Origin of the sequence: Albidovulum denitrificans (assembly GCF_002973535.1) — a bacterium.
GTDB lineage: Bacteria > Pseudomonadota > Alphaproteobacteria > Rhodobacterales > Rhodobacteraceae > Albidovulum > Albidovulum denitrificans.
The window spans coordinates 11,928-37,670 of the sequence record NZ_PVEP01000002.1; the positions used below are offsets into that span (position 1 = coordinate 11,928).

At 64.4% G+C, this 25,743-nt stretch carries 28 protein-coding genes; 8 read left to right on the plus strand and 20 right to left on the minus strand.

What is annotated here, in order from left to right; genetic code table 11:
- Positions 1 to 3: 3 nt before the first annotated feature.
- The 10 genes from LX70_RS05820 to LX70_RS05865 form a co-directional block, all read right to left on the minus strand.
- Entirely contained in the window at positions 4 to 1,440 is a 1,437-nt protein-coding gene (locus tag LX70_RS05820; protein ID WP_105513636.1) for a TadA family conjugal transfer-associated ATPase, read from the minus strand.
- 15 nt (positions 1,441 to 1,455) lie between these two features.
- The gene (locus LX70_RS05825) at positions 1,456 to 2,706 is read right to left on the minus strand and encodes a CpaE/TadZ family protein (protein WP_105513637.1); all 1,251 of its coding nucleotides are present in this window, start codon (positions 2,704 to 2,706) and stop codon (positions 1,456 to 1,458) included.
- A 264-nt stretch (positions 2,707 to 2,970) separates the two neighbouring features.
- The gene (locus LX70_RS05830; RefSeq protein ID WP_105513638.1) at positions 2,971 to 3,633 is read right to left on the minus strand and encodes an OmpA family protein; all 663 of its coding nucleotides are present in this window, start codon (positions 3,631 to 3,633) and stop codon (positions 2,971 to 2,973) included.
- Between the two features lie 4 nt (positions 3,634 to 3,637).
- Complete coding sequence (locus LX70_RS05835) at positions 3,638 to 5,041, minus strand: type II and III secretion system protein family protein (protein ID WP_105513639.1); 1,404 nt, start codon at positions 5,039 to 5,041, stop codon at positions 3,638 to 3,640.
- Positions 5,042 to 5,266: 225 nt separating this feature from the next.
- Positions 5,267 to 6,139 (minus strand): Flp pilus assembly protein CpaB, encoded by an 873-nt coding sequence (gene cpaB, locus LX70_RS05840; protein ID WP_105513640.1) that lies wholly within the window; start codon positions 6,137 to 6,139, stop codon positions 5,267 to 5,269.
- Between the two features lie 217 nt (positions 6,140 to 6,356).
- Positions 6,357 to 6,548, minus strand: a complete 192-nt coding sequence (locus LX70_RS05845; protein WP_245884969.1) for a hypothetical protein — start codon at positions 6,546 to 6,548, stop codon at positions 6,357 to 6,359.
- Between the two features lie 98 nt (positions 6,549 to 6,646).
- Positions 6,647 to 6,838, minus strand: a complete 192-nt coding sequence (locus tag LX70_RS05850; RefSeq protein ID WP_105513641.1) for a hypothetical protein — start codon at positions 6,836 to 6,838, stop codon at positions 6,647 to 6,649.
- A gap of 297 nt (positions 6,839 to 7,135) precedes the next feature.
- Positions 7,136 to 7,327: a hypothetical protein gene (locus LX70_RS05855; RefSeq protein WP_105513641.1), complete on the minus strand. Its 192-nt coding sequence runs from the start codon at positions 7,325 to 7,327 to the stop codon at positions 7,136 to 7,138.
- 303 nt (positions 7,328 to 7,630) lie between these two features.
- Positions 7,631 to 7,900, minus strand: a complete 270-nt coding sequence (locus LX70_RS05860; protein WP_425430575.1) for a hypothetical protein — start codon at positions 7,898 to 7,900, stop codon at positions 7,631 to 7,633.
- Between the two features lie 154 nt (positions 7,901 to 8,054).
- Positions 8,055 to 8,246, minus strand: coding sequence for a hypothetical protein (locus LX70_RS05865; protein WP_105513641.1), 192 nt, complete (start codon positions 8,244 to 8,246; stop codon positions 8,055 to 8,057).
- 369 nt (positions 8,247 to 8,615) lie between these two features.
- Here LX70_RS05865 and LX70_RS05870 point away from each other — a divergent pair, with 369 nt between their 5' ends.
- Positions 8,616 to 9,470, plus strand: coding sequence for a lytic transglycosylase domain-containing protein (locus LX70_RS05870; RefSeq protein WP_105514139.1), 855 nt, complete (start codon positions 8,616 to 8,618; stop codon positions 9,468 to 9,470).
- Positions 9,471 to 9,481: 11 nt separating this feature from the next.
- A complete protein-coding gene (locus LX70_RS05875; protein WP_105513642.1) occupies positions 9,482 to 10,915 on the plus strand; it encodes a UbiA family prenyltransferase in 1,434 nt (477 codons plus the stop codon).
- 3 nt (positions 10,916 to 10,918) lie between these two features.
- Here LX70_RS05875 and LX70_RS05880 read toward each other — a convergent pair whose 3' ends face one another.
- From LX70_RS05880 to LX70_RS05905, 6 genes are all read right to left on the minus strand, one after another.
- Entirely contained in the window at positions 10,919 to 11,656 is a 738-nt protein-coding gene (locus tag LX70_RS05880; RefSeq protein WP_105513643.1) for an SDR family NAD(P)-dependent oxidoreductase, read from the minus strand.
- Complete coding sequence (locus LX70_RS05885; protein ID WP_105513644.1) at positions 11,653 to 12,966, minus strand: FAD-binding oxidoreductase; 1,314 nt, start codon at positions 12,964 to 12,966, stop codon at positions 11,653 to 11,655. The genes LX70_RS05880 and LX70_RS05885 overlap by 4 nt, the downstream gene beginning before the upstream one ends.
- Positions 12,947 to 13,960 carry a lysylphosphatidylglycerol synthase transmembrane domain-containing protein gene (locus tag LX70_RS05890; protein ID WP_105513645.1) on the minus strand — a complete coding sequence of 338 codons (1,014 nt, stop codon included), beginning with the start codon at positions 13,958 to 13,960 and terminating at the stop codon, positions 12,947 to 12,949. The genes LX70_RS05885 and LX70_RS05890 overlap by 20 nt, the downstream gene beginning before the upstream one ends.
- A 75-nt stretch (positions 13,961 to 14,035) precedes the next feature.
- Positions 14,036 to 14,323 carry a GNAT family N-acetyltransferase gene (locus LX70_RS05895; RefSeq protein WP_105513646.1) on the minus strand — a complete coding sequence of 96 codons (288 nt, stop codon included), beginning with the start codon at positions 14,321 to 14,323 and terminating at the stop codon, positions 14,036 to 14,038.
- Complete coding sequence (locus LX70_RS05900) at positions 14,316 to 14,942, minus strand: 3-oxoacid CoA-transferase subunit B (RefSeq protein WP_105513647.1); 627 nt, start codon at positions 14,940 to 14,942, stop codon at positions 14,316 to 14,318. The genes LX70_RS05895 and LX70_RS05900 overlap by 8 nt, the downstream gene beginning before the upstream one ends.
- Positions 14,942 to 15,646: a CoA transferase subunit A gene (locus LX70_RS05905; protein ID WP_105513648.1), complete on the minus strand. Its 705-nt coding sequence runs from the start codon at positions 15,644 to 15,646 to the stop codon at positions 14,942 to 14,944. The genes LX70_RS05900 and LX70_RS05905 overlap by 1 nt, the downstream gene beginning before the upstream one ends.
- 130 nt (positions 15,647 to 15,776) lie before the next feature.
- Between LX70_RS05905 and LX70_RS05910 the strand changes: the two genes are divergently transcribed.
- Positions 15,777 to 16,367 carry a LuxR C-terminal-related transcriptional regulator gene (locus LX70_RS05910; protein WP_105513649.1) on the plus strand — a complete coding sequence of 197 codons (591 nt, stop codon included), beginning with the start codon at positions 15,777 to 15,779 and terminating at the stop codon, positions 16,365 to 16,367.
- Positions 16,368 to 16,380: 13 nt separating this feature from the next.
- Here LX70_RS05910 and topA read toward each other — a convergent pair whose 3' ends face one another.
- From topA to tldD, 4 genes are all read right to left on the minus strand, one after another.
- Entirely contained in the window at positions 16,381 to 18,951 is a 2,571-nt protein-coding gene (gene topA, locus LX70_RS05915) for a type I DNA topoisomerase (protein ID WP_105513650.1), read from the minus strand.
- A gap of 183 nt (positions 18,952 to 19,134) precedes the next feature.
- The gene (gene dprA / locus LX70_RS05920) at positions 19,135 to 20,319 is read right to left on the minus strand and encodes a DNA-processing protein DprA (protein WP_245884970.1); all 1,185 of its coding nucleotides are present in this window, start codon (positions 20,317 to 20,319) and stop codon (positions 19,135 to 19,137) included.
- Between the two features lie 67 nt (positions 20,320 to 20,386).
- Positions 20,387 to 20,704, minus strand: coding sequence for a potassium channel family protein (locus LX70_RS05925; protein ID WP_245884972.1), 318 nt, complete (start codon positions 20,702 to 20,704; stop codon positions 20,387 to 20,389).
- The gene (tldD, locus tag LX70_RS05930; RefSeq protein WP_105513651.1) at positions 20,701 to 22,122 is read right to left on the minus strand and encodes a metalloprotease TldD; all 1,422 of its coding nucleotides are present in this window, start codon (positions 22,120 to 22,122) and stop codon (positions 20,701 to 20,703) included. The genes LX70_RS05925 and tldD overlap by 4 nt, the downstream gene beginning before the upstream one ends.
- A 173-nt stretch (positions 22,123 to 22,295) precedes the next feature.
- Between tldD and coxB the strand changes: the two genes are divergently transcribed.
- The 5 genes from coxB to LX70_RS05950 are packed head-to-tail and all read left to right on the plus strand — an operon-like array spanning position 22,296 to position 25,719.
- Positions 22,296 to 23,156, plus strand: a complete 861-nt coding sequence (gene coxB / locus LX70_RS05935) for a cytochrome c oxidase subunit II (protein WP_105513652.1) — start codon at positions 22,296 to 22,298, stop codon at positions 23,154 to 23,156.
- A 49-nt stretch (positions 23,157 to 23,205) separates the two neighbouring features.
- Complete coding sequence (gene cyoE / locus LX70_RS05940; RefSeq protein WP_105513653.1) at positions 23,206 to 24,138, plus strand: heme o synthase; 933 nt, start codon at positions 23,206 to 23,208, stop codon at positions 24,136 to 24,138.
- The gene (locus LX70_RS20680; protein WP_170076132.1) at positions 24,138 to 24,305 is read left to right on the plus strand and encodes a hypothetical protein; all 168 of its coding nucleotides are present in this window, start codon (positions 24,138 to 24,140) and stop codon (positions 24,303 to 24,305) included. Before cyoE ends, LX70_RS20680 begins: the two co-directional genes overlap by 1 nt.
- A complete protein-coding gene (locus tag LX70_RS05945; protein ID WP_105513654.1) occupies positions 24,302 to 24,880 on the plus strand; it encodes a cytochrome c oxidase assembly protein in 579 nt (192 codons plus the stop codon). Before LX70_RS20680 ends, LX70_RS05945 begins: the two co-directional genes overlap by 4 nt.
- A gap of 26 nt (positions 24,881 to 24,906) precedes the next feature.
- The gene (locus LX70_RS05950; protein ID WP_105513655.1) at positions 24,907 to 25,719 is read left to right on the plus strand and encodes a cytochrome c oxidase subunit 3; all 813 of its coding nucleotides are present in this window, start codon (positions 24,907 to 24,909) and stop codon (positions 25,717 to 25,719) included.
- The last annotated feature ends 24 nt before the right edge of the window (positions 25,720 to 25,743 follow it).

The following is a 25,743-nucleotide window of genomic DNA, read 5'->3' on the forward strand; positions in this document are numbered from 1 at the left end:
CTGTTACTCCGCCGCGACGGGTTCGTAGATCGACGCCGGCAGGTCATAGCCCCAGGACCGGAAGCGGTCGGCATAGGCGGACCGGACGCCGGTGGCGGTGAAACGGCCAATGATCTTGCCGTCGGGCGCAAGGCCCAGACGCTCATACCGGAACAACTCCTGCATGGAGATGACGTCGCCTTCCATGCCCGTGATCTCGGTGATCGAGGTCATCCGGCGCGAACCGTCCTGAAGGCGCGAGGCCTGCACGATCAGGTTGACGGCCGAGGCGATCTGGCTCCGCACCGCCTTGATCGGCATCTCGATCCCGGCCATGGCGATCATGTTTTCCAGACGGCTGATACCGTCGCGGGCCGAGTTGGCGTGGATCGTGGTCATGGACCCGTCGTGGCCGGTGTTCATGGCCTGCAACATGTCGATAACCTCTTCGCCGCGCGTTTCACCGACGATGATCCGGTCGGGACGCATACGAAGCGCGTTCCTCAGACAGTCGCGCTGGGTGACGGCGCCCTTGCCCTCGACGTTGGCGGGGCGGCTTTCCATCCGGCCCACATGGGTCTGCTGAAGCTGAAGTTCCGCCGTGTCCTCGATGGTCAGGATGCGTTCGGAGTTGTCGATGAACGACGACAGCGCGTTCAGCGTGGTCGTCTTACCCGAACCCGTACCGCCCGAGACGATGACGTTCAGCCGGCAGGCGACCGCGGCCTGAAGATAGGCCGCCATTTCTTCGGTAAAGGCCCCGAATTTCACGAGGTCGTCGATGGCGAGCTTTTCTTTCTTGAACTTACGGATCGAAACCAGCGACCCGTCCACCGCGATCGGCGGCACCATCGCGTTGAAACGCGAGCCGTCGGCAAGACGGGCGTCCACATAGGGGTTCGATTCGTCGACCCGCCGGCCCACGGCCGACACGATCTTGTCGATGATCCGCAGAAGGTGGCGTTCGTCCTTGAAGGTCGTGTCCGTCAGTTCAAGCTTGCCCGCCCGTTCGACGAAGACCTGCTGCGGCCCGTTGACCAGAATATCGTTGACCGTATCGTCCTGAAGCAGCGGCTCCAGCGGGCCAAGGCCCATGACCTCGTTGTAGAGCTCCTGGAAGAGGGTGCCGCGTTCGTCCTTGTTCAGGACCATGCTCATCTCTTCCAGCGCCTCGGTGGAGATCGACACGATCTCCTGACGAAGCTCGGATTCGCTGGCATGTTCCAGCGCGCCAAGGTTGAGGTTGTCGAGAAGGCGCTTGTGCAGCTCGACCTTCAGCTCGCCCATCCGCTCCTTGCGCTTGCGCTCCTTGTCGCCTGCGATGTTGGTCGCGGCGGCCTTGGCCGGCAGCGGCTTGCGCATGGCGGAAGGGCTGGCGCCTGCCGCGGGGGCCGGGGCCGCGGTCTTGGCTGCGGCGGCGGCCGGTGCGGGGGGCGCAGATTTCTTGTAACGCGAGAACATGTCTGGGTCCCAGCCTTATGCGCCCGCGGCTTCCGCGGCGCTGTTCAGTTCAAAGATCGACTTCGCCAGCTTGGCCACTTCTTTCCGAAGCGGGTTCTTCGCCGCCGTCTCGGCCAGCGGAAGGCCATGGTCGTTCGATTGCGTGACCTGCTTCGAGCCGTCGGGCAACTGAAGCTCGATCGAGATGTCGAGGCTTTCGGCCAGCCGCTTGACGCGGCTCTTGCCGGAAAGGTCGGTGAATTTCGGCGCCCGGTTCAGGACATAGCGCAGCTTTTCGAAGGGCAATTCCTCACCCTTCAGCGCGCGGATCATCCGCAGCGTGTTCTGGGCCGACCGCATGTCCAGTTCCATGGTCGCGAAATAGACGTCGGCTTGGTGCAGCACCGCCTCGGTCCACTGGACCACGGTCGAGGGCATGTCGACCACGACGAAGTCGAAATTCGCCCGCGCCACATCCAGCACGCGGTTGATGTCTTCCGAATTCACGATGTCGAGCGGCAGCATTTCCGACGGCGCGGTCATCACATGCAGCTTGTCGTTGAAGGTCAGAAGCGACTGGAGGAAGCTGACATTATCAATCGAGGCGGTATCGGCCAGCATCTCATAGACCGCTTCGCGACGCGGCAGGTCGAGATAGGTCGAGACAGAGCCATACTGGAAATCGAAGTCCAGAAGGCAGACGCGCGGGGCGTTGTCCTTGCTGATCGTGGCCAGTTCCCAGGCGAGGTTGACCGCCAGTGTCGTCGCGCCGGTGCCGCCTGCAAGGCCGTGGACCGGCAGGATCACGCCATTGCGGTCGCCCTTCGGCTTGAAACTCGGCGTCGCGGCGTTCTGTTCCATATAGGCATCGGGGCCGGGCGCCTGCTGAAGCCGCTCGATCGCCTCATGCAGGGCGTTCTCGGGAAGCGGGTAGGGGACGAAGTCGTCGGCCCCAAGCTTGAGAAGCTGGTGCAGCGCGATCGGGCTGACCTCTTCGGCGATGAGGATGATCTTCACCCCCTTCTCCTTGGCGGTCGTGATGATGCCGGAGATCCGCGCCAGATCGCTTTCGTCATCCGAATCGACCGCCACCGCGACGAATTCAAGCGAATCCGCGTCGGGCTGGTTCAGAAAGAGGATGGCGTCATCGAAGGTCAGATCGCCCCAGCTTTCGCCAAGCTCCGTTTCCATGTCCTCGATCAGAAGATCGAAGTTGCTGACATCACGCGAGATCGTACACGCGACAATCGGCGCCGGTTCCGGCTGCAACGCTGCAACACTGCTCATTCCCACACGTCCTTCTTCACCTGGTCTTTGGGAATGGTCCTTATAAATCCGCTTCGTCATCGAATGGACCATTTCCCAAACCCGAACACCCCGCGCGACTCTCTGGACGCGCCATTACTCTCGACTGTGAAACTCGCGGAGAATCTTGGCAATAATGGGGCTAAATCATCGTAATTATGCGATGAGCGTAGACGATAAAACAAGTGGGGCGGGCTTTGTCGCCAAAGCCCGCCCAGAACGCGAAACAATCGCCCTGAACTCGCCTTAGCCGCCCTCGCCGCCTGTGGCCTGGCCCGAGATCGTCACGATCGGCTTGGAGGTGGCGCTTTCGATATAGCTGCGCCAGATGATCTGGGCGTATTTGCCGTTCAGCACCAGCGGGTTGGTATGGACAAAGCCCGACACCTCGGTCACCGTCCGGCGGTTGCGCCGGTTCGGGTCCTGCGTGTAGACGACCGGCTGCGTCTCGCCGAAGGAGGACACCGCCTCAAGCCGCGACCGGCTGATGCCGAGGCTGCTGAGGTAGGACACGACCGCCTGGGCGCGGCGCAGGCCAAGACGCTTGTTAAAGGCGTTCGATCCGACAAGGTCGGTATGGCCATAGACGCGGAAGCGTACCTCCGGGAACTGCCGGATCCAGTCCGCCTGCTTGCGCAGCGCCGCCTGGGCGTCACCGTCCAGAACCGCACTGTTGAAGGCGAAGTTGACCGTGTTCGGCACATCGGCGGCAAAGCGCCGCGTCAGGTCGATGGCAAAGTCATGCTCTTTCTTCTGGACTTCCGTGTTGTTCATCGTCGCGTTGCCGAAGTCCCGCGTCTCGATCTCCGACCCCGCCTCGGAATAGAAGGAGCGGGCGAAATTCGTCTCGCGCGAACATCCGGCCAGCGTCACGATGCCTGCGGACAGAATGAGAAGTGTTCTCTTCATTGTCTCACTCCATCACATAGCCATAGGAGCCGGTGTAGTCCTGCCGGGCAACCTCGCCCACCGCGCTGTTGGACCGGCCGGTGCGGGAGGTCTTGCCGAACAGGAACAACTCGGCCTCGGTGGGCGGCTTGACCCGGTCGGTCGGCAGGGCCAGCGCCTCGCCGCGCGTCGGCGACACCAGATGTGGCGTCACGATGATCACAAGCTCGGATTGCTGACGCTGATAGCTGGAACTGCGGAACAGCGCGCCCAGCACCGGAATGTCGCCCAGCCAGGGAACCTGACCGGCAACATCGTTGAAGTCGTCCTGCAACAGGCCGGCAATCGCAAAGCTTTCGCCGTCGCGCATCTCGACGGTGGTTTCCGTTTCGCGCCGCTTGAAGGAATTGACGGTGTATCCGTTTGTGGTGGAGGAGTTCGCCGTATCCAGCGCCGAAACCGCCGCCTTCAGTTGCAGGTTGATGATGTCGCCATCGACCACCGTCGGCGTGAAGGCAAGCTCCACACCGAAGGGCTTGTATTCGATCGTGACCGAGTCGCTGCCGGAGCTGCGAACCGGAATCGGGTATTCGCCACCGGCAAGGAACTTCGCCTCCTGCCCCGAAAGGGCGGTCAGGTTCGGTTCCGCCAGCGTGCGCACAAGGCCCTTGCTTTCCAGCGCTTCGAGAAGAACCCCGAACTGGAACGCGCCCGTGGTAAAGCTGAAGCCGACCGCGCCATTGGCCGAGGTAGTGACCGACGTTCCGGCCAGCACGTTGTTGATGCCGCCGATATTGCCCGCGACACCAGCCTGGAAGTTCGACCCGCCCGTCCGGTTGAAGCCGAAGGAACCGTCAAGCTGCTTGGTCACGCTGCGCTGCATCTCGGCGAAGCGAACCTTCAGCATCACCTGCTGCACACCGCCGACATTCATCAGGTTCGACACCCGGCCCGGCGCATAGCGTTCGGCGAGGTCAAGCGCGCGGTCAAGCTTTGCGGTCGAGGACACGACGCCCGACAGCACGATGCCGTCATTGGCCGTGCGCACCTCGATCTTCTCGCCCGGAATGATCTGTTGCAGCCGTTCCTTGAACTCCGCGACGTCGAGTGAGACCTGAACGTCCACGTTGGTGATAAGCTTGCCCTCGGGCGACAGCAGCGTCAGCGTGGTGCGTCCGGGCGCCTTGCCCAGAACGTAGATCGACTTGTCCGACAGCGTGGAGATATCCGCGATGCCGGGGTTGGCGATCGAAAGCTCTGCGAAGGGCTGGTCGGATTCGACGATCACCGCCCGGTTCATCGAGACGTTGAGCGTGCTCGACGCCGTGCCGTTGACGATCTTAAGTGTTTCCGAATGTGCCATCGGCACGGCGGTCAGGGTAAGCGAAATGCCCAGCATCCCTGCCGCAACAGTGGTTTTCATACTCATGTGACCTGCCTCTCCGATCACGCCTCAGGGTGGGTCTTTGATGCCCGTTTGCCCGACACAATGCGGCAGGAAGGGTTTTTTTGCAAGAATCAATGCGTTGCGAAGCGACTCTTATGTGGGATGCAGGCAACAGACCGGCAAGTGTAGCAGCGCCGCCCAGTGGGCGGCACCGCATCTTGTGCATCTGTCAGAGGGATCGGTCGTTCCGGCTTCGGAAACGACAGATCAGTTGGTGCAGGGGATGACGGTCTCCACGACCTCACCACCCTTGTTGGTGCGGATCGTGCAGACCTTCTCTTTCGGCGCTTCCGGCGCGGCCACTTCCTGCTGGATGCCCAGAAGGGAGTTGCGGTCGATCTCAAGCGCGCCGACGGTCGCGGTGTCATTCGTCCCGACCAGCGACAGCGTCAGCCGTCCGGTCTGCTGCGCCAGCGCCAGCGCCGCGACCTGCTGGGGGCTGCCCTCGATGGTCACGGTGCGGGCGATCATGGTTTCCTCGGAACGGTCGGCATCCGCGCTCTGGTTGATCGCGATCAGGCGCACGGCCTCGTCGATCAGCTTGGCGGTGTCCTGGCCGTTGATCTGGCCGCTCCAGTAGACGTCGACCCGGTCGCCCGGCCGCAGGAAGCCGGAAACACCCGTGCTGACGTCGACGTTGATCGTGAAGGCGCGCATGCCGGGGCTGAGATTGGCGTTGATGCCTGCATCGACGCCGGGTTCGGTGATCTTCTCGCCCAGGATCGGTTCATAGGGTTCGTAGCTGCGCAGCGTCGCGCGCGACCGCGTCTCGCCTTCCCAGAAGACCGGGTTGATGGCCTTGTTGCCGTCCTGCGGCGCGACGACGGCGTTGAAGACCCCCTTGGGCGTCTTGCCGTCCTGAACCTTGATGACTTCCAGATCGGCGCGGGTGAAACGGTCGCCGTATTTCAGCGCCTTCTTGGCGACGACCACATCGACAAGCCGCGGCGCGTTGCGCTGTTCGGCGGCAAGCCGGTCACGCTCGGCCTGGGTCTGCGCAATGTAGTCCTGGGCCATGTAGACCGCAAATCCTGCAAGTCCGATGCCAAGGACCAAAACCAAGCCAAATACCAAACGCATCCTTCGTCCTTTCGTCAGTAATGCGCCACCCACCTGGAAGGTCGGAATGCGAGGCGCCGCGACATGACTACATTGTTGTGGATTGCGGCGAAAGGGTGGTCAAAGCGCGCCGATTGGGTGAAATTTCGCCCAATCGGAAACATTGTGAGTGCTCATACAAGGAAAACGCCCATTTGAAAATGGGCGCTTTCCAATGGCAGCACGGTTGAGCCGTGGCTCAGTTCGTGTTGATCGTCAGGTTTGACAGGATGTTCCCGGCGTTCTCGCCGATGCTGGTCATGTTGCCCTGGAGGCCCGCAATCGCGAGAACCACGAGACCGCAGACCGATGCGGTCAGCACAACCCAGTCAACCGTGACCGCGCCGTCGTCTTCCGAGGTAAAATCCTTGAATTTGATCCGCATCTTCATCGCAGTCTCCATATACTCTGTACGGCCGCGCAGGAACTGTCATGTCCGTCAGATGTGTTTCCGGCCCCGCCTGGGGCCGGAAAGCGCAGTGTCGGCTATCAGTTGGTGTCGATCGTGACGCTGGACAGATAGGCGTCGATCTTGCCGGTGACGTTCATGGTGCCTTTCTTGACGGCGGCCAGAGCGGCCACGCCGAGGCCCACGACGGCGGCGGTCAGCACGACCCAGTCAACCGTGACCGCGCCTTCTTCTTCTTCGTTGAACTTCTTCGCAAGCTTGAAAAATTTCATGGACTTTCTCCGTTGTTTCGCCCGTTACACACTCCTGAGACAGATACGCGGGCTAGCTTCGCCTTGTCCGTTCCGCCTTGGATGAAGCTGTTATCACCGCGAATCGTGTTCCAACTTGGGCGTGGTCCGTTTTTTTCTGTGTATTTCTACGCCGGTTTGGAAACAGATCCGGCTTGGTGTTTCCATCCCGTGATCGTTCCGCTGGCCGCGCCGATGCGCCGATCTGCCGTTCCTGGAACGCCAAAAAAAACTGCGCCCCCGAAGCGGGGGCGCAGCTTGAACCGTCTGTCAGGTCGATCAGTTGGTGTCGATCGTGACGCTGGACAGATAGGCGTCGATCTTGCCGGTGACGTTCATGGTGCCTTTCTTGACGGCGGCCAGAGCGGCCACGCCGAGGCCCACGACGGCGGCGGTCAGCACGACCCAGTCAACCGTGACCGCGCCTTCTTCTTCTTCGTTGAATTTCTTGGCAAGCTTGAAAAATTTCATTGTCGTTCTCCGTTGTTTCGCCCGTTACACACTCCTGCGGGAGGGACCTGAGTGGCTTCGCCTGTGATCCGTTCCGCCTTGGATGAAGCTGTTATCGCCGCGAATCGTGTTCCAACTTGGGCAGGCACATAGTTTTTCTGTGTAATTCGACCAAATGTCGGAAACAGAAGGCGGCGAATGTTTCCGTGGCGGGGAAGGGTGGGGCGGCGCAAAATAACGACGGCCCCGCCTGGCGGGGCCGTGTCTGGCCATGCAGAGAAATCGCGCCTTGCGGCCGGTTGCACCGGGGCGCCGCCCGTCCGGTCAGTTGGTGTCGATGGTGACGCTGGACAGATAATTGTTGATCTTGTCGGTCAGGCTGTCCGTGCCTTTCCTGATGGTGGCAAGCGCCGCCACGCCCAGTCCGACCACAGCGGCGGTCAGGACGACCCAGTCAACCGTGACCGCGCCATCCTCGGCGTCGTGGAATGTCTTCGTCGGCTTGAAGAACTTCATCGTCATCTCCATCGGGGTGGTTACCGGCACGGGCCGGACACCGCCTTTGGTGGGCTTGCCGGTCTGCGGCGGATCCACCTACAGCATCGCTTCGCCACACATCATATTACCGGCGGGCAGCCAATGCAAAGACCCGAAGTGAAACGGCGCGGTGGGCGGAGCTGTTCCCCTGGCGCCAAAAAAAACTGCGCCCCCGAAGCGGGGGCGCAGCTTGAACCGTCTGTCAGGTCGATCAGTTGGTGTCGATCGTGACGCTGGACAGGTAGGCGTCGATCTTGCCGGTGACGTTCATGGTGCCTTTCTTGACGGCGGCCAGAGCGGCCACGCCGAGGCCCACGACGGCGGCGGTCAGCACGACCCAGTCAACCGTGACCGCGCCTTCTTCTTCTTCGTTGAACTTCTTCGCAAGCTTGAAAAATTTCATTGTCATTCTCCGTAGGTTCGCCCGTTGCACCATCCGATGACGGGGTTTGTGGGTGGCTGCGCCTTGGCCCGTTCCGTCTCGGCATGGGGGTATATGGCCCCCGAATCGTGGCAGGAGTTGGGCGGGGATCGTACTTTTTGAAGGGATGAATAATCTGTTGAGGTTGGAGTAATTCATTGAAAAATATACGAAAAAATACAGACTTCCCGTGTCGCGTGTCCCCTGCTGTTGCCAAAACGCCTGACAGGCGTGCAATTCGGCGGGGGCGGGCGCGAAAGGCTGGCCCGGTCGCATGTAATCTGCGACAAACGCCCAAGAACGATGAACAAGCAGTACAGGCAGATGGCTCAGGGCAAGAGGATTGCCATGATGGTCGCGGCCGCTTTGGCGGCCATGTCTTCCGTCGCGCTGGCCGAAACCACGCCGGAACCTTACCCCGACTTCACCTTCAAGCGTATCTCCGCCCCCGGCGCGGGCAAGACCGCCACCGGCGGGCCAAAGCGCATCACGGTGCAGATCGACCCCGAGGAGCAGGCCCGCCGTCTGGCCGCCGGTGCGCTGCCGCTGCCGGAAAACCCGATCCCGAAGGGCAAGGCCGATCCCGCGCTTCTGCCCGCCGATCCGACGCCACCGGCCAGCGCCTATGACTGGTACTGGAAGATCGTCTCGCCCGGCATTGCCGACGGGGACGGGCGATTCTCGGCCGCGTTGCAGGCCCTGACGCAGGCGCCGAAGGGCGCGGCGGTTCCCGCGCCGCGGCTTCAGCACCTTAACGACATCGCCGCCGCGCATGGGAGCGAGATCCTGAAGGCCACCATCGGAACCGAGGTGTCCCCCGCGCTGGTCCTTGCCATCATCAGCGTCGAAAGCGCGGGCAAGGCGACGGCCGTTTCCTCGGCCGGGGCGGTGGGCCTGATGCAGCTGATCCCGGCCACTGCCGACCGTTTCGGCGTCGAGGACAGCACCGATGTCGCCCAGAACATCAAGGGCGGTGTGGCCTATCTCGACTGGCTGATGAAGGAATTCAACCGCGACCCGCTGATGGTGATCGCCGCCTACAATTCCGGCGAAAACTCCGTCAAGGGCAATGGCGGCGTGCCGCCTTTCGCCGAGACGCGGGCCTATGTGCCGAAGGTGCTGGCGGCCTGGGCCGTCGCGCGGGGGCTTTGCCTGACCCCGCCCGAGCTTGTGTCGGATGGTTGCGTATTTGCCGTGAACGGATGAAGGCCCGCTAGATGACCGAGACCAAACCGCTCGTCCTGGACGTGGATGGCACGTTTCTCAAGACCGACATGCTGTTCGAGACGTTCTGGGCCGGGCTTGGCACCGATCCGCTGGCGACGCTCCGCACCACGCTGGCCAATTTCCGCGACCCCGCGCGGCTGAAGGCCGATCTGGCGCGGATCGCGCCGCTGCGGGTCGATCTCTTGCCGGTGAACCCCGAGGTCGCCGACCTTGCGCTGCGCAGCCGCATGGCCGGGCGCGAGGTGGTGCTGGCTTCTGCCTCCGACCGCAGTCTGGTGGAGCCGCTCGCCCGCGAATACGGGCTGAGCGAGGAGGTCTTCGCCTCGGACCCCGGCCATAACCTGAAGGGTGAGGCGAAGGCGAAGGTGCTGGTCCAGACTTTCGGCGAGGGCGGGTTCGACTATGCCGGCGACAGTTCCGCCGACATGCCGGTCTGGAAACGCGCCGAAAACGCGCTGGTCGTCGGCAACGTCCCCTCGGCCCGCGCGCTGAGTGCCGAGGGCCGCAACGTGGTGGAGATCGCGGGCGGGTGGAGCTGGCGCGCGCTGCTGAAAGCGATGCGCCCGCATCAATGGGTCAAGAACGTCCTGCTGCTTCTGGCGATGATCGCCGCGCACCGCTTCGATCTGGAAACGCTGATCCCGATCCTCTGGGGCATCGCCGCCTTTTCGGCCGCCGCCTCGTCCATCTATATCGTCAACGACCTTCTGGACCTTGAGGCGGACCGCCTGCACCCGACGAAATGCCGCCGCCCCTTCGCCAGCGGCAACGTCCCGATCCAGACCGGCATGATCGCCTTCCTGTTGCTCGCCGCCTTCGCGCTTGGCGTCGCGGCGGCGATCAATATCGGCTTCCTTGGCGTCGTTCTGCTCTACATGGTGCTGTCGCTGGCCTATTCGCTGAAGCTCAAGCGCATGCGGTGGATCGACATTTCGACGCTGGCCGCGCTTTACACCATCCGCGTGATCGCGGGCGCGGCGGCGGGGCAGGTCGATGTCTCCATCTACATGCTGATCTTCATCTTCCCGATCTTCATCACGCTTGGCTGCGTGAAGCGGCTGACGGAACTGACGCTGGCCACATCAGACGAACGATTGCCGGGGCGGGGCTATGGTCGCCCGGACCGGGGCGATCTGCTGAACGTCGCCTGGATCGGCACCATCGGCGCGCTCTTGATCTTCTTTCTTTATTCGATCAGCGATCAGGGCCAGTTGCTTTACCCGACGACCTGGATCCTCTGGCTTGCGATGATCCCGATGGCGCTCTGGCTGATCCGCATGGTGGCGCTTGGCTGGTTCGGCAAGCAGGATTACGACCCGATCGTCTTTGCCATGCGCGACAAGTTCGGGATCGGCATCCTGATGATCACGCTCAGCCTGATGTTCTGGGCCGCCGGGCTGTGGAGCCAGTGGTTCGGCGGCTGACCGTCAGATCTTCATCTTCTTGAAGATGAATTCCGGGATATGGATGATGATGAGCATGATGAAGCGCCAGAAGAACGGCGTGTAGATCACGTTCTTCTTCTTCCTGACGGCTTTCAGGATGTCCTCGGCCACCTTTTCGGGGGAGGCGACAAGGAACATGCCGGGCAGGCCCCAGGTCATCGAGGTATCGACGAAGCCGGGTTTCACCGTCACCACATGCCCGCCCGCCCGCGTCAGGCGGTTGCGCAGGCCCGACAGGTAGGTCGCAAAGCCCGCCTTGGCCGCACCGTAGACGTAATTGCCGATCCGTCCCCGGTCGCCCGCGACCGAGGCCACGCCAACCACCGTCCCGCCGCCGCGCGCCTCCATCACCGGGGCCAGCAGTTGCAGGAAGCGGGCAGGGCCGGTGAAGCTGTCGGTGACCGTCCCGTCGATCAGGGACGGATCTGCGTCGATCTCTGCCTGCGGCGGCATGGAGCCGACGAAGACAGCGGCGTTCAACTCGCCCTCTTCCTGTTCCATCCGCGCGACGATCCCTGCAAAGCCCTCGGGCTTGCGGGCGTCGAAGGCCACCACCTCGGCCAGGGCCGCGCCGCGCAAGCGGCAATCGGTGGCCAGCGCCGCCATATCCTCAACATCGCGGCCCGCCAGCAGGACGCCCGCGCCGGTTTCCGCGACCGCCCGCGCAAAGGCGCGCGCCATGGAAGAGGTCGCGCCAAGAATGATCCAGGTCCGGTTCATTTCGCCCCCCGCAGTTTCAGCCGCCGCACGATGTCGGTCTGCAACGCGCCGTCAGGGTCGGCCTTGGCCACTTCCTTCCGCCAGAGGTCAAGTTCGGGGTACATCGCCGGTATCTCCTCGGCCCGGGCGAGGCTGTCCTTGGCGAAATAGATCCGCCCGCCAACCTCGGCCGCGCGGGCCTGCATATGCTTGATAAGTTCACGCGCCGCGGCGCGGTTCGGGAAATCGACGGCGAGCGTATAGCCCTCCATCGGGAAGCTCAGGTATCCCGCGCGCCCCGGTCCCATGCGTTTGAGAACCGCCAGCGGCGAGGCAAGGCCGGAACCCGCGATCTCTGCCAGCATCTCGCGCAGCGCCGGGGCCTGATCCAGCGGCACGACGCACTGGAACTGATGAAAGCCGCGCTTGCCGTAAAGCCGGTTCCAGTCGTGGATCTTGTCGAGCGGGAAGAAGAAGTCCGAAATCGGCCGCACGACCGTCCGCCCCTTTTCCGGCACGCGCCGGTAATAGGCGTTGTTGAACATCCGCACGATAGGGGAGGAAAGCGCGAAATTCGGCGCGTCCAGCGGCACCTTGCGGCGCTTGATCTTCGTCGGCATCAGGCCCGACCCGGTTTCGCCTTCCTCAAGGATACCGCGCCCCAGCGCAGCGCCCTTCGCCGTCGCGTCGATCCAGCCCACGGTATAGGTCGCCTGCGACATGTCGAGATGGGCGATGAAATCGTCCCAGTCCGTCATCCGCCGTTCGGTCACCACCATCACGTCGCCCTTGCAGGGCGTCAGCCGCATCTTCGCCTTCAGGATCACCCCGGTCTGGCCAAGGCCCCCGGCCGTGGCGCGGAACAGGGCCGCATTCTTTTCCGGCGTGACCTCGACGATCCCCTTCGCGGTGCGCAGCGTGATTGCCGTCACATGCTCGCAGAACGACCCCGCATGGTGGTGGTTCTTGCCATGCACGTCCTGCCCGATGCAGCCGCCCACGGTGGCGAACCCGGTGCCGGGCATCACGGCGGGCAGCCAGCCCTTGGGGCCAAAGGCCGCCGCGATCTCGCCCACGCGCGCGCCGGCCTCGACCGTCAGGATGCCGGTTTCGGGATCGAAATCCAGCATCCGGTCCAGCCGCGTCATGTCGATGGCGCGGCCGCCGTCGTTCAGGGCGGCGTCGCCATAGCTGCGCCGCATCCCCATCGCGGGGGCCAAAGCATCGTCCAGCGCGGCGGCCAGCGTAGCCTGGCGTTCGGGGCGGGCAACCTCGCCCGTGGCGGTCAGGACGCGGCCCCAGCCGGTATAGTCAGCGGATTTCCAGAGCATTCTTCTGTCTCAGTGAAAGGCGTTCGGCGAAGGGAAAGACCGCAAGGCCCAACCCCAGCGCGAACCAGAGTGTTGTGACACGGATGATGGCGGTGGCGGGGACGGAGACCTCCATCGGCACGCCGTCAAGCGCCAGAAGCGCGATCATCGCCGCCTCGGCCCCGCCAACCCCGCCCGGCGCGCCGGTCAGGCCCCCGGCAAGGGTGGCGAAAACGAAGATGCCGATGGCTTTCCAAAGGCCGATCTCGGCCCCCATCCAGCCAAGGAGAAGGTGAAAGGCATAGCCTTCGGCCAGCCAGCCCGCGACGCCAAGCGCGATGGCGGGCAGGATTGTCGAGGCGCGGGTGAAATGACGCAGCGACCGGGCCGCGGCGCGGATGCGGGCGAAGAGGCGCGGGAAGCGGCCGGTGATACGATAGGCCCGCGTCACGATGGCGGCCAGAAGCCGGGGGTGGGTCGCCGCATAGGCGGCCAGAAGCGCCAGCATAGCGACCGGCAGCGCGCCGCCCATGCCGCCCGCCGCGATCGCGACCGACAGCGCCAGGATCACCGCCATCGCGGCCAGGTCCGAGGCGCGGTCCATCAGCGCCAGCGGCGCCGTGCGTTCATAAGCCCAGCCGGTTTCGCGCTTCAGCCAGCGCATCCGCACAAGTTCGCCCACGCGGCCCGGTGTCACCACCATGGCAAAACCGCCAAGGAAATGGCGCATGTCCGCGCCAAGCGTCGTCGGCAGGCCCAGACGGCGCGCGAACAGATGCCAGCGCACCCCGCGCAGCAGGTAATTGGCCAAAGACAGCATGAGAAGCAGCGCGCCCTGCCACAGCGTCAGCCGGGCGATCTGGGCGGTCGTCTCCTCCCACCCGGTCGCGGCGAACATGCCGATCAGGCCCGCGATGAACAAAAGCCCCAGCCCCGCCATGACAAGCCGGTCCCGTAGCCGCCGGGCGGGCGGTTTGGGGCTTGGTGGGGAAAGGGGCAGGTCGGCACTCATCATTGCCCCGCTCGCTAGCAACGGATTGGGGCAGCATTATGAATTTGTTTCGATAAAGTCGACAGTTTCCGGGGCGCCTTAAGCGAAAACGTCCGCCCACTCCGGGTGCTTGCGCGCCATGGACGCCACGAAGGGGCAAAGCGCGATCACGGTAAAGCCCGAGGCGCGGGCATCCGCGACCAGATGTTCGACCAGCCGCCGCCCGGCGCCGGTGCCGCGCAGGCTGTCGGGAACGCCGGTATGATCGGCGATGATCTTCGTCGGGCTGACGACGGACCAGGTCAGCTCCGCCTCTTCCCCGCCCTCGTGAAGGACGTACCGGCCCTTGGTCGGGCCGGTCTCTTTCGTGATCGCCGGATCAGTCAACGATCGTGGCTTCGGTCGCGGCGCGAAGCTCCTCTTCCGTGACGCCATCGGCCAGTTGGACGATCTTCAGCCCGCCCGGCACCACGTCCAGCACCCCGAGGTTCGAGATGATCCGGTCCACCACACCCTTGCCCGTCAGGGGCAGGGTGCATTCCTTCAGCACCTTCGATTCGCCGTGCTTGTTGGTGTGGTCCATGACGACGATCACCTTGCCGACACCGGCGACAAGGTCCATCGCCCCGCCCATGCCCTTGACCAGCTTGCCGGGGATCATCCAGTTCGCGAGGTCACCCTTTTCGTCCACCTCCATCGCGCCAAGGATCGCGGCGGCGATCTTGCCGCCCCGGATCATCCCGAACGATGTGGCGCTGTCGAAATAGGCCGTCCGCTTCAACTCGGTAATCGTCTGCTTGCCCGCGTTGATAAGGTCGGGGTCCTCGTCGCCCTCAAAGGGAAACGGCCCCATGCCGAGCATGCCGTTTTCCGATTGCAGCGTGATGTCCTTGTCGCCGACATAGTTGGCGACCAGCGTCGGGATGCCGATCCCGAGGTTCACATACATCCCGTCTTCCAGTTCCTCGGCGGCCCGCGCCGCCATCTGGTTACGATCCCAGGGCATCAGGCTTCCTCCCGCTTGCGCACGGTGCGCTGTTCGATGCGTTTCTCATGCGCGCCCTGAATCAGGCGATGCACATAGATGCCGGGCAGGTGGATGAGGTCGGGGTCAATGCTGCCGGTCGGCACGATTTCCTCGACCTCCACCACGCAGACCTTGCCGCACATCGCCGCCGGCGGGTTGAAGTTGCGCGCGGTCTTGCGGAAGACGAGGTTGCCCGTCTCATCCGCCTTCCAGGCCTTCACGATCGACAGGTCCGCGACGATCCCGCGTTCGAGGATATAGTCCTGCCCGTCGAAGGTTTTCACTTCCTTGCCCTCGGCCACCACGGTGCCGACGCCGGTCTTGGTATAAAAACCCGGAATGCCGCAGCCGCCCGCGCGCATCCGTTCGGCCAGCGTGCCTTGCGGGTTGAATTCCAGCTCAAGCTCCCCCGACAGGTATTGGCGCATGAATTCGGCATTCTCGCCCACATAGGAGGACATCATCTTTTTGATCTGCTTGGTGTCCAGCAGCTTGCCAAGCCCGAACCCGTCCACGCCGCAATTGTTCGAGGCGATGGTCAGGTCCTTGACCCCGCTGGCGACGATGGCGTCGATCAGAAGCTCGGGAATGCCGCAGAGGCCAAAGCCCCCGGCGGCGATCGTCATGCCGTCCTGCAAAAGCCCGTCAAGGGCGCTTGCGGCATCGGGATATACCTTCTTCACCAGGAACCTCCTTGCCTTCCGGTGGTGCGGCCCCCGGAAGGCCGCCTTGGGCAGGGAAGGTGACGGATTGCACCGCGCATCGCCATCCGTAAGAATACGTATATATCTACGTATCGGCGGGGAGGGGGAGATGGGCGGCGTGACCGGAACCGGGACCGGGCGGGAGTTCGAGAGGCTGGCCTTCCTGCACGGGCCGGATGCCACGATGATACTGGCCGACCGGGTGATCCTGCGGGCCAGCCTGCGGGTCGAGGATGTGTTCGGCTGGACCCCGGATGAGCTTGAGGGCCAGTCGATCCGCATGCTTTATCCCGGCCAGAGCGACTATGAGGTCATCGGCGAACGCGCGCGCAAGGCGCTTGAGGCGCAGGCGGTCTGCCATGACGAACGCTTCATGCGCCGCAAGGACGGGCAGGTCGTCTGGATGGAGGCGTCCGGCACCGCGCTTGATCGGGGCGATCCGCTGAAGCTCGCGGTCTGGACCTATCGGCTGGCCGACCGGCAGGCGGCGCCCATCGGGCCGCTGACGGCGGCCGAAAAGCGCGTCGCGCGTTATCTGGTCAACGGCTTCACCAGCAAGGAAATCGCGCAGGCGTTGACCTGTTCGCCCCGCACGGTCGAGGTGCATCGCGCCAACATGATCCGCAAGCTGAAGGTGCGCAACAGCTTCGAACTGGTCCGGCGCCTTCTGATCGCGCCCGACCCCGAAGGGCTGGGCTGACGCGCGGGACGGCTCAGGCGCTCTTGCCCGCCTTTGCCTTGGTCGCCTTGGCCTTCGCCGCCGGTTTCCTGGCGGCGGTCTTCTTCGCCGCAGGCTTCTTCGCGGCGGTTTTCCGGCCGCCTTTCTTCGCCGCCTTGGCCGCGATCAGCTCAAGCGCCTGTTCCAGCGTCACCGTTTCCGGCTCAACCTCTTTCGGCAGCGTGGCGTTGACCTTTTCCCATTTCACATAAGGCCCGTAGCGGCCCGACATGACCTCGATCTTGCCGCCATCGGGATGCTCGCCCAACTCCCGCAGCGCCGCCGGGGCCGATGCGCGCCCGCCGCGTTGCGCCTTTTGCGCCAGCACCTCCACCGCGCGGTTCATGCCGATGGTAAAGACCTCATCCACCTCCGGCAGGTTGGCATAGACGCGGCCGTGCTTGACGTAAGGCCCGTAGCGCCCGATGCCCGCCTCGACCAGTTCGCCATCCTCCGGGTGCGCCCCGATCTCACGCGGCAGCGACAGAAGACGCAGCGCCTTTTCAAGGTCCATCGCATCCGCGGCCCAGCCCTTGGGCAGGCTGGCGCGGGCGGGTTTCGGCGTCTCTTCCGTCGCCTCGCCACGCTGGACATAAGGCCCGAACCGGCCGGATTTCAGCCAGATGTCGTCGCCCGCATCCTCACCCAGCACCTGATCGGCCACCCCGGCCTCTTCGCCATTCACCGCCGACAGCGACCGCGTATAGCGACAGTTCGGGTAATTCGAGCAGCCGATGAAGGCCCCGCCCGACCGCGCGGTCTTCAGGTTAAGCCGCCCCTCGCCGCAGGTCGGGCAGATGCGCGGATCGGACCCGTCCTCACGCGGCGGATAAAGATGCGGGGCGAGGAATTCGTCGATCTTCTCCAGCACCTCGCCGATGCGCAGATCGGCGGTTTCCGCGATGGCGGCGGTGAAATCGCGCCAGAACCGGGCCAGCACGTCCTTGTAGTTCCGTTCCCCGGCGGAGATGTCGTCAAGCTCCTCCTCCAGATCGGCGGTGAAATCGTATTCGACATAGCGGCGGAAATAGTTGGTCAGGAACGCCGTCACCAGCCGCCCCTTGTCCTCGGGGATCAGGCGGTTCTTGTCCTTGCGCACATATTCGCGGTCCTGGATGGTCGAGACGATGGAGGCATAGGTGGACGGCCGGCCGATCCCCAGTTCCTCCATCCGCTTGACCAGCGTCGCCTCGGTATAGCGCGGCGGCGGCTGGGTGAAATGCTGTTCGGGCGCGATCTTGCGCTTTTCGGCCGCCTCACCCTGCATGATCTGCGGCAGGCGGGCGCTGTCCTCGCCCTCATCGTCGTCGCGGCCCTCGTCATAGACCTTGAGGAAGCCGTCGAACATCACCACCTGCCCGGTGGCGCGCAATTCGACCTGACCGTCGGACGAGCCCACATCGACCGTGGTCCGCTCAAGCCGTGCCGCCGCCATCTGGCTGGCGATGGTGCGCTTCCAGATCAGGTCGTAAAGCTTCCTCTGGTCGTCGGCGACCTTCAGCTTGTCGGGCGACAGGCTCATATCCGTCGGGCGGATACATTCATGCGCTTCCTGCGCGTTCTTGGCCTTGTTCTTGTACATGCGCGGGCTGTCGGGGACATACTCCGCGCCAAACCGCCGCTTGATCTCGTCGCGCGCGGCCATGACCGCCTCGGGCGCCATGTCGATGCCGTCGGTCCGCATATAGGTGATGTGGCCGGCCTCATAAAGCCGCTGGGCGGCGGACATGCAGGCCTTGGCGCCCATGCCGAACTTGCGGCTGGCCTCCTGTTGCAGGGTGGAGGTCATGAAGGGCGCATAGGGGTTGCGGGCGGCGGGCTTCGCCTCGACCGACTTCACGGCCAGGTCGCGGGTGGTGATCGCCTGCACGGCAAGTTCGGCGGCGGTCGCGTTGGCGATGTCGAACTTGTCAAGCTTCTTGCCGCCAAGGACGGTCAGCCGCGCCTGGTATTCCTGCCCGCGCGGGGTGACGAGCGTTGCCGTCACTGTCCAGTATTCGCGCGCCTTGAAGGCCTCGATCTCCATCTCGCGCTCGACGATCAGGCGCAGGCAGACCGACTGCACCCGGCCCGCAGACTTCGCGCCGGGCAGCTTGCGCCAGAGAACGGGGGAAAGGTTGAAGCCGACGAGATAGTCCAGCGCGCGGCGGGCCAGATAGGCCTCGACCAGCGGCGCGTCGACGTCGCGGGGATGGGCCATCGCCTCGGTCACGGCGGATTTGGTGATCGCGTTGAAGGTGACGCGGCGGACGGTCTTGCCCTTCTTGATCGACGAGGCCAGCGCCTCTTGCAGGTGCCAGGAAATTGCCTCCCCCTCGCGATCGGGGTCGGTGGCGAGGATCAGCGTATCGTCGGATTTCAGCGCCTCGGCGATGGCGCGGACATGCTTCTTGCTGTCGCTCGCCACCTCCCATTTCATGCCGAATCCGTGTTCGGTATCGACCGAGCCGTCCTTCGGCGGCAGGTCGCGGACATGGCCGTAAGAGGCGAGGACGGTGTAGTCGGAGCCGAGATATTTGTTGATTGTCTTGGCCTTGGCGGGTGATTCAACGACGACGACGGCCATGACTTCCTCTTGAAATACGCTTTTGCTCTCGGGCGCGGAACATGTGGGGGATGGGGTGGGAATGTCAATGGACCGCCCGGCAGGCGGGACCGGGGCGGCCGGCGGCGTTGCCGGAACCGCCCGGCCGAAGCAGGGATGCGCTGTGCGTTCCGGCGAGGAAACCGGGTGCCTTGGGCGGCCGCCCTAGTTCATGCGTGACAGCAGGCCGCCCGGCTGGCGCAGGATCTGGCCTTCAAGCTCCAGGCTGACAAGCACCGGCGCGATCTTTGACGTCGGCAGGCCGAGGTCGCGGATCAGCTGGTCTTCCGCCACCGGGCTGGGGCCGAGGCGTTGCAGGATCTGGTCGTGCAGCGTGGCAAGCGGGGTCGCGTCGCGGCGTTCCATCCGGGGCCGCCGTCCCGCCGCCATGACGGGCGCATCGACCGGCGGCGTCGCATCCCCGGTTGCCGCGCCCTCATCCGCGGTGCGGTCCACCGCGTCGCCGGAGGCAAGCCCCAGCGCCTCGATCACGTCCTCGGCACTGCGCACCAGGACCGCGCCGTCGCGGATCAGCATGTTGCAGCCCGAAGCGCGCGCGTCGAACGGATGGCCCGGCACCGCCAGCACCTCACGCCCCTGGTCAAGGGCGAGCCGCGCGGTGATGAGGCTGCCGGACTTCGCCGCCGCCTCGATCACCAGAACGCCGCGCGAGAGGCCGGAAATCAGCCGGTTGCGCAGCGGGAAATGCCGCGCCATCGGGTCAAGCCCCATCTGTTGTTCGGACAGAAGCAGCCCCTCGCGCCCGATATCGCCGGCAAGCGCGGCATTTTCGGGCGGATAGACCACATCGACACCGCCTGCCATCACGGCGACCGTCCCGGTGCCAAGTGCGGCCAGATGCGCCGCAGTGTCGATCCCGCGCGCAAGGCCGGAGACGACGGTGATCCCCGCTTCGCCAAGATCGCCCGCCAGCTTGCGCGCGATGCGCGTGCCAAGTGCCGAGGCAGAGCGCGCGCCCACCAGCGCCACCATCGGGCGGTCGAGAACGGCCGCGTCGCCCTTGATCCAGAGAACGGGCGGGGCATCGGAAAGGTCGGCGAGCGCTTGTGGATAGGCGGGCTCGCCCCGGCAGATCAGCCGCGCCCCGGCGGCTTTTCCCGCCTTGCATTCCGCGTGAATGACATGTTCCGGGCAGACGGCGTAATCGCTGACCCCGGCCGAGCGGGCAACCCCCGGCAGCGCTTTCAGCGCGGCCTGTGCCGACCCGTGTTCCGCGAGCAGGCGCCAGAAGGTGACGACACCGACCCTGCGGGAGCGAATGAGACGGAGCCACGACAGTCTGTCGTCTTCCGTGGTGGGTGGGGTGAAGGGGGTGGGGTAAGAAAACAAACCTTTTGTCCCTCGTGCCTTCGCCTCATTCGCAGGGACAGAATGCAGCGGCAGAGTTAATCAAAGGTTACGATTCGCGCTCTGATGATTTTTTCTCGCGCTTTTCCTCAAGATGCTCCAGCCGCTGCTTCACGACCCGGTCGCCGATCTGGCTGACGAGCAGGGCGAAAACGCCGATTCCCATGAAGATCAGGACCGTGGTGCCGATCTTGCCGATCGCCGTTGCGGGCACCAGGTTGCCGTAGCCCACGGTCGAAACGGTGACCACGGTGAAGAACCACGCATCGAGCCAGGCCCAGTTCTCGACGTAATGGAAAAAGACCGTGCTGCCTGCCAGAATCATGACGGCAAGGCCGAGCACGGCCGACAGCGGCGCGGGTTTCACCGTCCGGCCCCGCCCACGGTCAGACCGCCGATCAGCAGCGTCGGCTGGCCCACGCCCACCGGCACCCACTGACCCGCCTTGCCGCAATTGCCGATGCCGGGGTCAAGCTTCATGTCATTGCCGATGGCGCGGATGTTCTTCAGCGCGGTGGCCCCGTCGCCGATCAGGGTCGCGCCCTTGACCGGATCGCCAAGGGTGCCGTTCTTCACCCGGTAGGCCTCGGTGCAGGAAAACACGAACTTGCCATTGGTGATGTCGACCTGCCCGCCGCCGAAGCCGACGGCATAGATCCCGTCCTTCATCTCCGAGACGATGGAGGCCGGATCGGCCGCGCCGCCCAGCATGTAGGTATTCGTCATGCGCGGCATCGGCGCATGGGCGAAACTTTCGCGCCGCCCGTTGCCGGTGGGCGCAACCCCCATCAGCCGGGCGTTCTGCCGGTCCTGCATGAAGCCGACCAGCACGCCATCCTCGATCAGGACGTTGCGGCCCGAAGGCGTCCCTTCATCATCGACGGTGATCGACCCGCGCCGGTCGGGGATGGTGCCGTCGTCCAGCACCGTCACGCCGCGCGCCGCGATCTGCTGCCCCATCAGCCCCGCGAAGGCCGAGGTCTTCTTGCGGTTGGCATCGCCCTCAAGCCCGTGGCCCACCGCCTCATGCAGCAGGATGCCGGGCCATCCGGCGCCAAGCGCCACATCCATGACACCCGCGGGCGCATCGACGGCGCGCAGGTTGACCAGCGCGATCCTGAGCGCCTCGCGCGCCTCGGCCTGCCAATGCTCGGGCGTCATCAGCGCGGCAAGCCCGGTCCGCCCGCCGCCCCCCGTGCCGCCACTTTCGCGCCGCCCGTTTTCTTCCACGATGACAGAGATATTCAGCCGCGCCATCGGCCGTATGTCCGAGACCAGTCCGCCGCCGGGGCGCAGGATGAACACCTCCTGAAGCGAGGCGGCCACGGTGGCGGAGACCTGCACCACGCGCGGGTCCAGCGCGCGGGCATAGGCGTCGATCTCGCGCAGCGTCTCCACCTTCAGGCCGAAGGAGGCATCCGCCATCGGGTCGATGTCGCGGTAAAGATGGCGGTTGGTGCGCGCGGGCGCATCGGCCAGCACCCCGCCGCCCGCGCCAACGGCCAGCCGCGCGGTTTCCGCCGCGCGCCGCAGCGCCGCCTCGGAAATCTCGGTCGAATGGCCATAGCCCGACACCTCGCCCTTCACCGCGCGCAGGCCGAACCCTTCCGAGGCGTCGTAGCTGGCATTCCGCAGCCGCCCGTCGTCAAGGACCAGCGCCTCGGACCGGCGGCGTTCCAGGAAAAGCTCCCCATCCTCGGCGCCGGTCAGGGCGCTGTCGAGAATCGCCTCGGCGCGGTCGCGGTCGAGCAGGGTTTCGAACGGGTCAAACCGACCTTCTTGCATGGCACGTCCTTCACGATCTTTGACTTCGATCAAAAAGCGTCCCGTTTTTCCATCGGTTTCGCTTGTCGCTTGGGCACTAATATGATTTTACAGTCTCGATATACAACCGGTCGTCGAGGGCGGCCATCAGTGCAAGCGGCGAGACAAGCCGCGGCTGGACACGGGAAACAGACATGCGCTTTGGACAAAGACTTGCCGGCCTCGGGGCCACACTCTCTGCAACGCTCCTCGCCGGTGCCGTCGCCGCGCAGGACGCGATCTCGGACCTGCCGATCGTTGGCGCGCCGCACCCGGAAGGCATCGGCTTTCAGCCCGCGGCGACCGTGACCGCGCGCGAACAGCAGTGGCTTGACCATATGCTGATGATCCTCTGCGCCGCCGTCGTGGCGCTGGTCATGGTGCTGCTGCTGATCTCCATTGTCCGCTTCAACAGCCGCGCCAACCCGACGCCCGCCCGCTTCACCCACAACACCCCGCTTGAGATCGCCTGGACGCTGATCCCGGTGCTGATCCTCGTCGTTCTCGGCTCTTTCTCGCTGCCGGTGCTGTTCAAGCAGGAAGAGATCCCGGCCGCCGACGTGCATCTGAAGGTGACCGGCAACCAGTGGTTCTGGTCCTACGAATATCCCGACGAAGGCATCAGCTTCGACGCCTTCATGCTGGCGCGCGAGGATCTTGAGGCCGCGGGCTACACCGCCGACGAATATCGCCTGGCCGCCGACAACGCCGTGGTGATCCCGGTCGACAAGAACGTGGTCGTCGATGTCACCGCCTCGGACGTGATCCATGCCTGGTACATCCCGGCCTTCAACGTTCAGCATTCGGCCGTTCCGGGCCGGATCGGCCAGCTTTGGTTCCGGGCCGAGAAGGAAGGCGTCTATTTCGGCCAATGTACGACGCTCTGCGGCAAGGACCACGCCTATATGCCGATCACCGTGAAGGTGGTCAGCCAGCAGGTCTATGACGACTGGGTCGCGCAGACCAAGACGGCCGGGCTTGGCAATTCGGCCGCGGTCCGGGTTGCGTCGAACTGAAGCGGCGTTGCCCGCGCGGGGCTGATCCGCGACGGGCGGGGGAGAACGGATGAGCGACACCAGCGCCATTGACCACGGGCGGGAAGCGGGCTTCGGCGATTTCGTCCAGCTCCTGAAGCCGCGTGTCATGTCGCTGGTCGTGTTCACGGCGATGGTCGGGCTGATCGTCGCGCCGGTGCCGGTCCACCCTTTCGTGGCCTTCACCGCGATCCTCTTCATTGCGCTCGGCGGGGGTGCCTCGGGCGCGCTGAATATGTGGTACGACGCCGATATCGACCGCATCATGCGCCGCACCAAGGGGCGCCCGGTGCCGACCGGCAAGGTTTCCGAGGGCGAGGCGCTGGGCCTTGGCCTCGCGCTGTCGGGTATCTCGGTGATGATGCTGGGGCTGGCGGCGAACTGGTTCGCGGGCGGCTTCCTGGCCTTCACGATCTTCTTCTACGTCGTCATCTACACCATGTGGCTGAAGCGTTCGACGCCGCAGAACATCGTCATCGGCGGCGCCGCCGGGGCCTTTCCGCCGATGATCGGCTGGGCCGTGTCGACGGGCGGGGTCAGCGTCGAATCGGTGCTGATGTTCGCGATCATCTTCATGTGGACGCCGCCGCATTTCTGGGCGCTGGCGCTCTTCATGAAGGACGACTATTCGAACGCGGGCGTGCCGATGCTGACGGTCACGCATGGCCGCAAGGCGGCGCGGCGCCACATCTTCGTCTACACGCTGCTTCTGGCGCCGGTCGCGCTGGCCTTGGCGCTGTCCTCGGTCGGCGGGCCGGTGGTGCTGTTCGCGGCCGTGGTGCTGAACGCGCTTTTCATCCGCGGCGGCTGGCAGCTTCTCCGGCGGGATGAGGGCGCGGCCGAGGCAGATGGCTACAAGGCGGAAAAGGCGTTTTTCCGCTTCTCGCTCGCCTATCTCTTCCTGCATTTCGGCGCGCTTCTGGTCGAGGCGAGCCTGAAGGCCTACGGGCTGGGGGGCTGGTGATGGCGATTCACAAGGAACATGAACTTCACCAGCGCCGCTTCGGTCGCAACATGGGCCTTGGCGCGGTGCTGCTGGCCTTTGTCGTGATCGTCTTCGGCCTGACCGTGGTCAAGGTCTCGCGTCAGGATGCGAACGGCAATCCGCCCTCGGCGGAGGCGAAGCCATGAAGAAGCTTGACGGCAACAGCAAGGTTGCGGCCCTCCTCGTCGGCGTCGTCGTCACGATGGGGGCGCTGGCCTGGGCGGCGGTGCCGTTCTATTCGTGGTTCTGCCGCGTGACCGGCTATGCCGGGACGACGAACACCAGCGTTCAGGCCTCGGACAAGGTGCTGGACGAATATGTCACCGTCTGGTTCGACGCCAACACCGCGCCCGACATGCCGTGGCAGTTCAAGCCCAAGCAACGCTCCATCAAGCTGAAGATCGGCGAAAGCGGCATGGCCTTTTATGAGGCCTACAACCCGACCGACGAAACCGTCGCCGGGACGGCCAGCTACAACGTCGCCCCCGACCTCGCGGGCTATTACTTCACCAAGATCCAGTGCTTCTGCTTCACCGAGCAGGTGCTGAAACCGCATGAGCGGGTGGAAATGCCCGTCGTCTTCTACGTCGACCCGGAAATCGTGGACGATCCCGATGCCGGGCGTATCCGCAACATCACGCTGTCTTACACCTTCTACGAAACCGAACTGCCCGACACGCAGGCGAGCCTTCCGGCAGCCAAACCGGCAGGCTATAACTGAAAAAGTCGCAATTCAGGGACACCGACATGGCGCACGAAAAGAACCACGACTACCACATCCTTCCCCCCTCGCTCTGGCCCTTCCTTGGTGCCATCGGCGGTTTCATCATGCTGTTCGGTCTGGTGCTCTGGGTGTCGCCGCAGGTGTCAAACAACCAGCCCTGGATGTTCCTGATCGGCCTCGCGATCGTGCTTTACGTCATGTATGGCTGGTGGGCCGAGATGGTCCATGAAGGCAATGCGGGCGACCACACCCCGGTGGTGCGGATCGGCCTGCGCTATGGCTTCATCCTGTTCATCATGTCCGAGGTGATGTTCTTCTCGGCCTGGTTCTGGAACTTCTTCAAGAACGCGCTTTACCCGATGGGGCCGAATTATCCGGCCGTCGATGGCCCCTGGCCCCCGGCGGGGATCGAGACCTTCGACCCCTGGCACCTGCCGCTGATCAACACGCTGATCCTGCTTTGCTCCGGCGCCGCCGTGACCTGGGCGCACCACGCCCTTGTGCATGAGAACAACCGCAAGGACCTGATCAACGGTCTGGCCCTTGGCGCCGTTCTGGGTATCTTCTTCACCATCCTTCAGGCCTACGAATATTCCCACGCGGCGTTCAGCTTCTCGGGCAATATCTACGGCGCGTCCTTCTTCATGGCGACGGGGTTCCACGGCGCCCATGTCATCATCGGGACGATCTTCCTTCTGGTCTGCATGTTCCGCGCCATGCGGGGTGACTTCACGCCCGAACGCCATGTCGGGTTCGAGGCCGCCGCCTGGTACTGGCACTTCGTCGACGTGGTCTGGCTCTTCCTCTTCGCGTCGATCTATATCTGGGGGCAGTAACGCCCCTGTCCTGAACGACGACAG

Coding starts and splice junctions, on each gene's coding strand:
- LX70_RS05845 (WP_245884969.1), bottom strand. CDS start 6,548: ATGAAGATGCGGATCAAATTCAAGGATTTTACCTCGGAAGACGACGGC.
- LX70_RS05910 (WP_105513649.1), top strand. CDS start 15,777: ATGGGCGGCGTGACCGGAACCGGGACCGGGCGGGAGTTCGAGAGGCTG.
- LX70_RS05900 (WP_105513647.1), bottom strand. CDS start 14,942: ATGCCCTGGGATCGTAACCAGATGGCGGCGCGGGCCGCCGAGGAACTG.
- LX70_RS05830 (WP_105513638.1), bottom strand. CDS start 3,633: ATGAAGAGAACACTTCTCATTCTGTCCGCAGGCATCGTGACGCTGGCC.
- tldD (WP_105513651.1), bottom strand. CDS start 22,122: ATGCAAGAAGGTCGGTTTGACCCGTTCGAAACCCTGCTCGACCGCGAC.
- LX70_RS20680 (WP_170076132.1), top strand. CDS start 24,138: ATGGCGATTCACAAGGAACATGAACTTCACCAGCGCCGCTTCGGTCGC.
- LX70_RS05950 (WP_105513655.1), top strand. CDS start 24,907: ATGGCGCACGAAAAGAACCACGACTACCACATCCTTCCCCCCTCGCTC.
- cpaB (WP_105513640.1), bottom strand. CDS start 6,139: ATGCGTTTGGTATTTGGCTTGGTTTTGGTCCTTGGCATCGGACTTGCA.
- LX70_RS05855 (WP_105513641.1), bottom strand. CDS start 7,327: ATGAAATTTTTCAAGCTTGCCAAGAAATTCAACGAAGAAGAAGAAGGC.
- LX70_RS05885 (WP_105513644.1), bottom strand. CDS start 12,966: ATGCTCTGGAAATCCGCTGACTATACCGGCTGGGGCCGCGTCCTGACC.
- cyoE (WP_105513653.1), top strand. CDS start 23,206: ATGAGCGACACCAGCGCCATTGACCACGGGCGGGAAGCGGGCTTCGGC.
- LX70_RS05825 (WP_105513637.1), bottom strand. CDS start 2,706: ATGAGCAGTGTTGCAGCGTTGCAGCCGGAACCGGCGCCGATTGTCGCG.
- topA (WP_105513650.1), bottom strand. CDS start 18,951: ATGGCCGTCGTCGTCGTTGAATCACCCGCCAAGGCCAAGACAATCAAC.
- coxB (WP_105513652.1), top strand. CDS start 22,296: ATGCGCTTTGGACAAAGACTTGCCGGCCTCGGGGCCACACTCTCTGCA.
- LX70_RS05880 (WP_105513643.1), bottom strand. CDS start 11,656: ATGAACCGGACCTGGATCATTCTTGGCGCGACCTCTTCCATGGCGCGC.
- LX70_RS05820 (WP_105513636.1), bottom strand. CDS start 1,440: ATGTTCTCGCGTTACAAGAAATCTGCGCCCCCCGCACCGGCCGCCGCC.
- LX70_RS05850 (WP_105513641.1), bottom strand. CDS start 6,838: ATGAAATTTTTCAAGCTTGCGAAGAAGTTCAACGAAGAAGAAGAAGGC.
- LX70_RS05945 (WP_105513654.1), top strand. CDS start 24,302: ATGAAGAAGCTTGACGGCAACAGCAAGGTTGCGGCCCTCCTCGTCGGC.
- LX70_RS05875 (WP_105513642.1), top strand. CDS start 9,482: ATGACCGAGACCAAACCGCTCGTCCTGGACGTGGATGGCACGTTTCTC.
- LX70_RS05890 (WP_105513645.1), bottom strand. CDS start 13,960: ATGATGAGTGCCGACCTGCCCCTTTCCCCACCAAGCCCCAAACCGCCC.
- LX70_RS05835 (WP_105513639.1), bottom strand. CDS start 5,041: ATGAGTATGAAAACCACTGTTGCGGCAGGGATGCTGGGCATTTCGCTT.
- LX70_RS05865 (WP_105513641.1), bottom strand. CDS start 8,246: ATGAAATTTTTCAAGCTTGCGAAGAAGTTCAACGAAGAAGAAGAAGGC.
- LX70_RS05870 (WP_105514139.1), top strand. CDS start 8,616: ATGGTCGCGGCCGCTTTGGCGGCCATGTCTTCCGTCGCGCTGGCCGAA.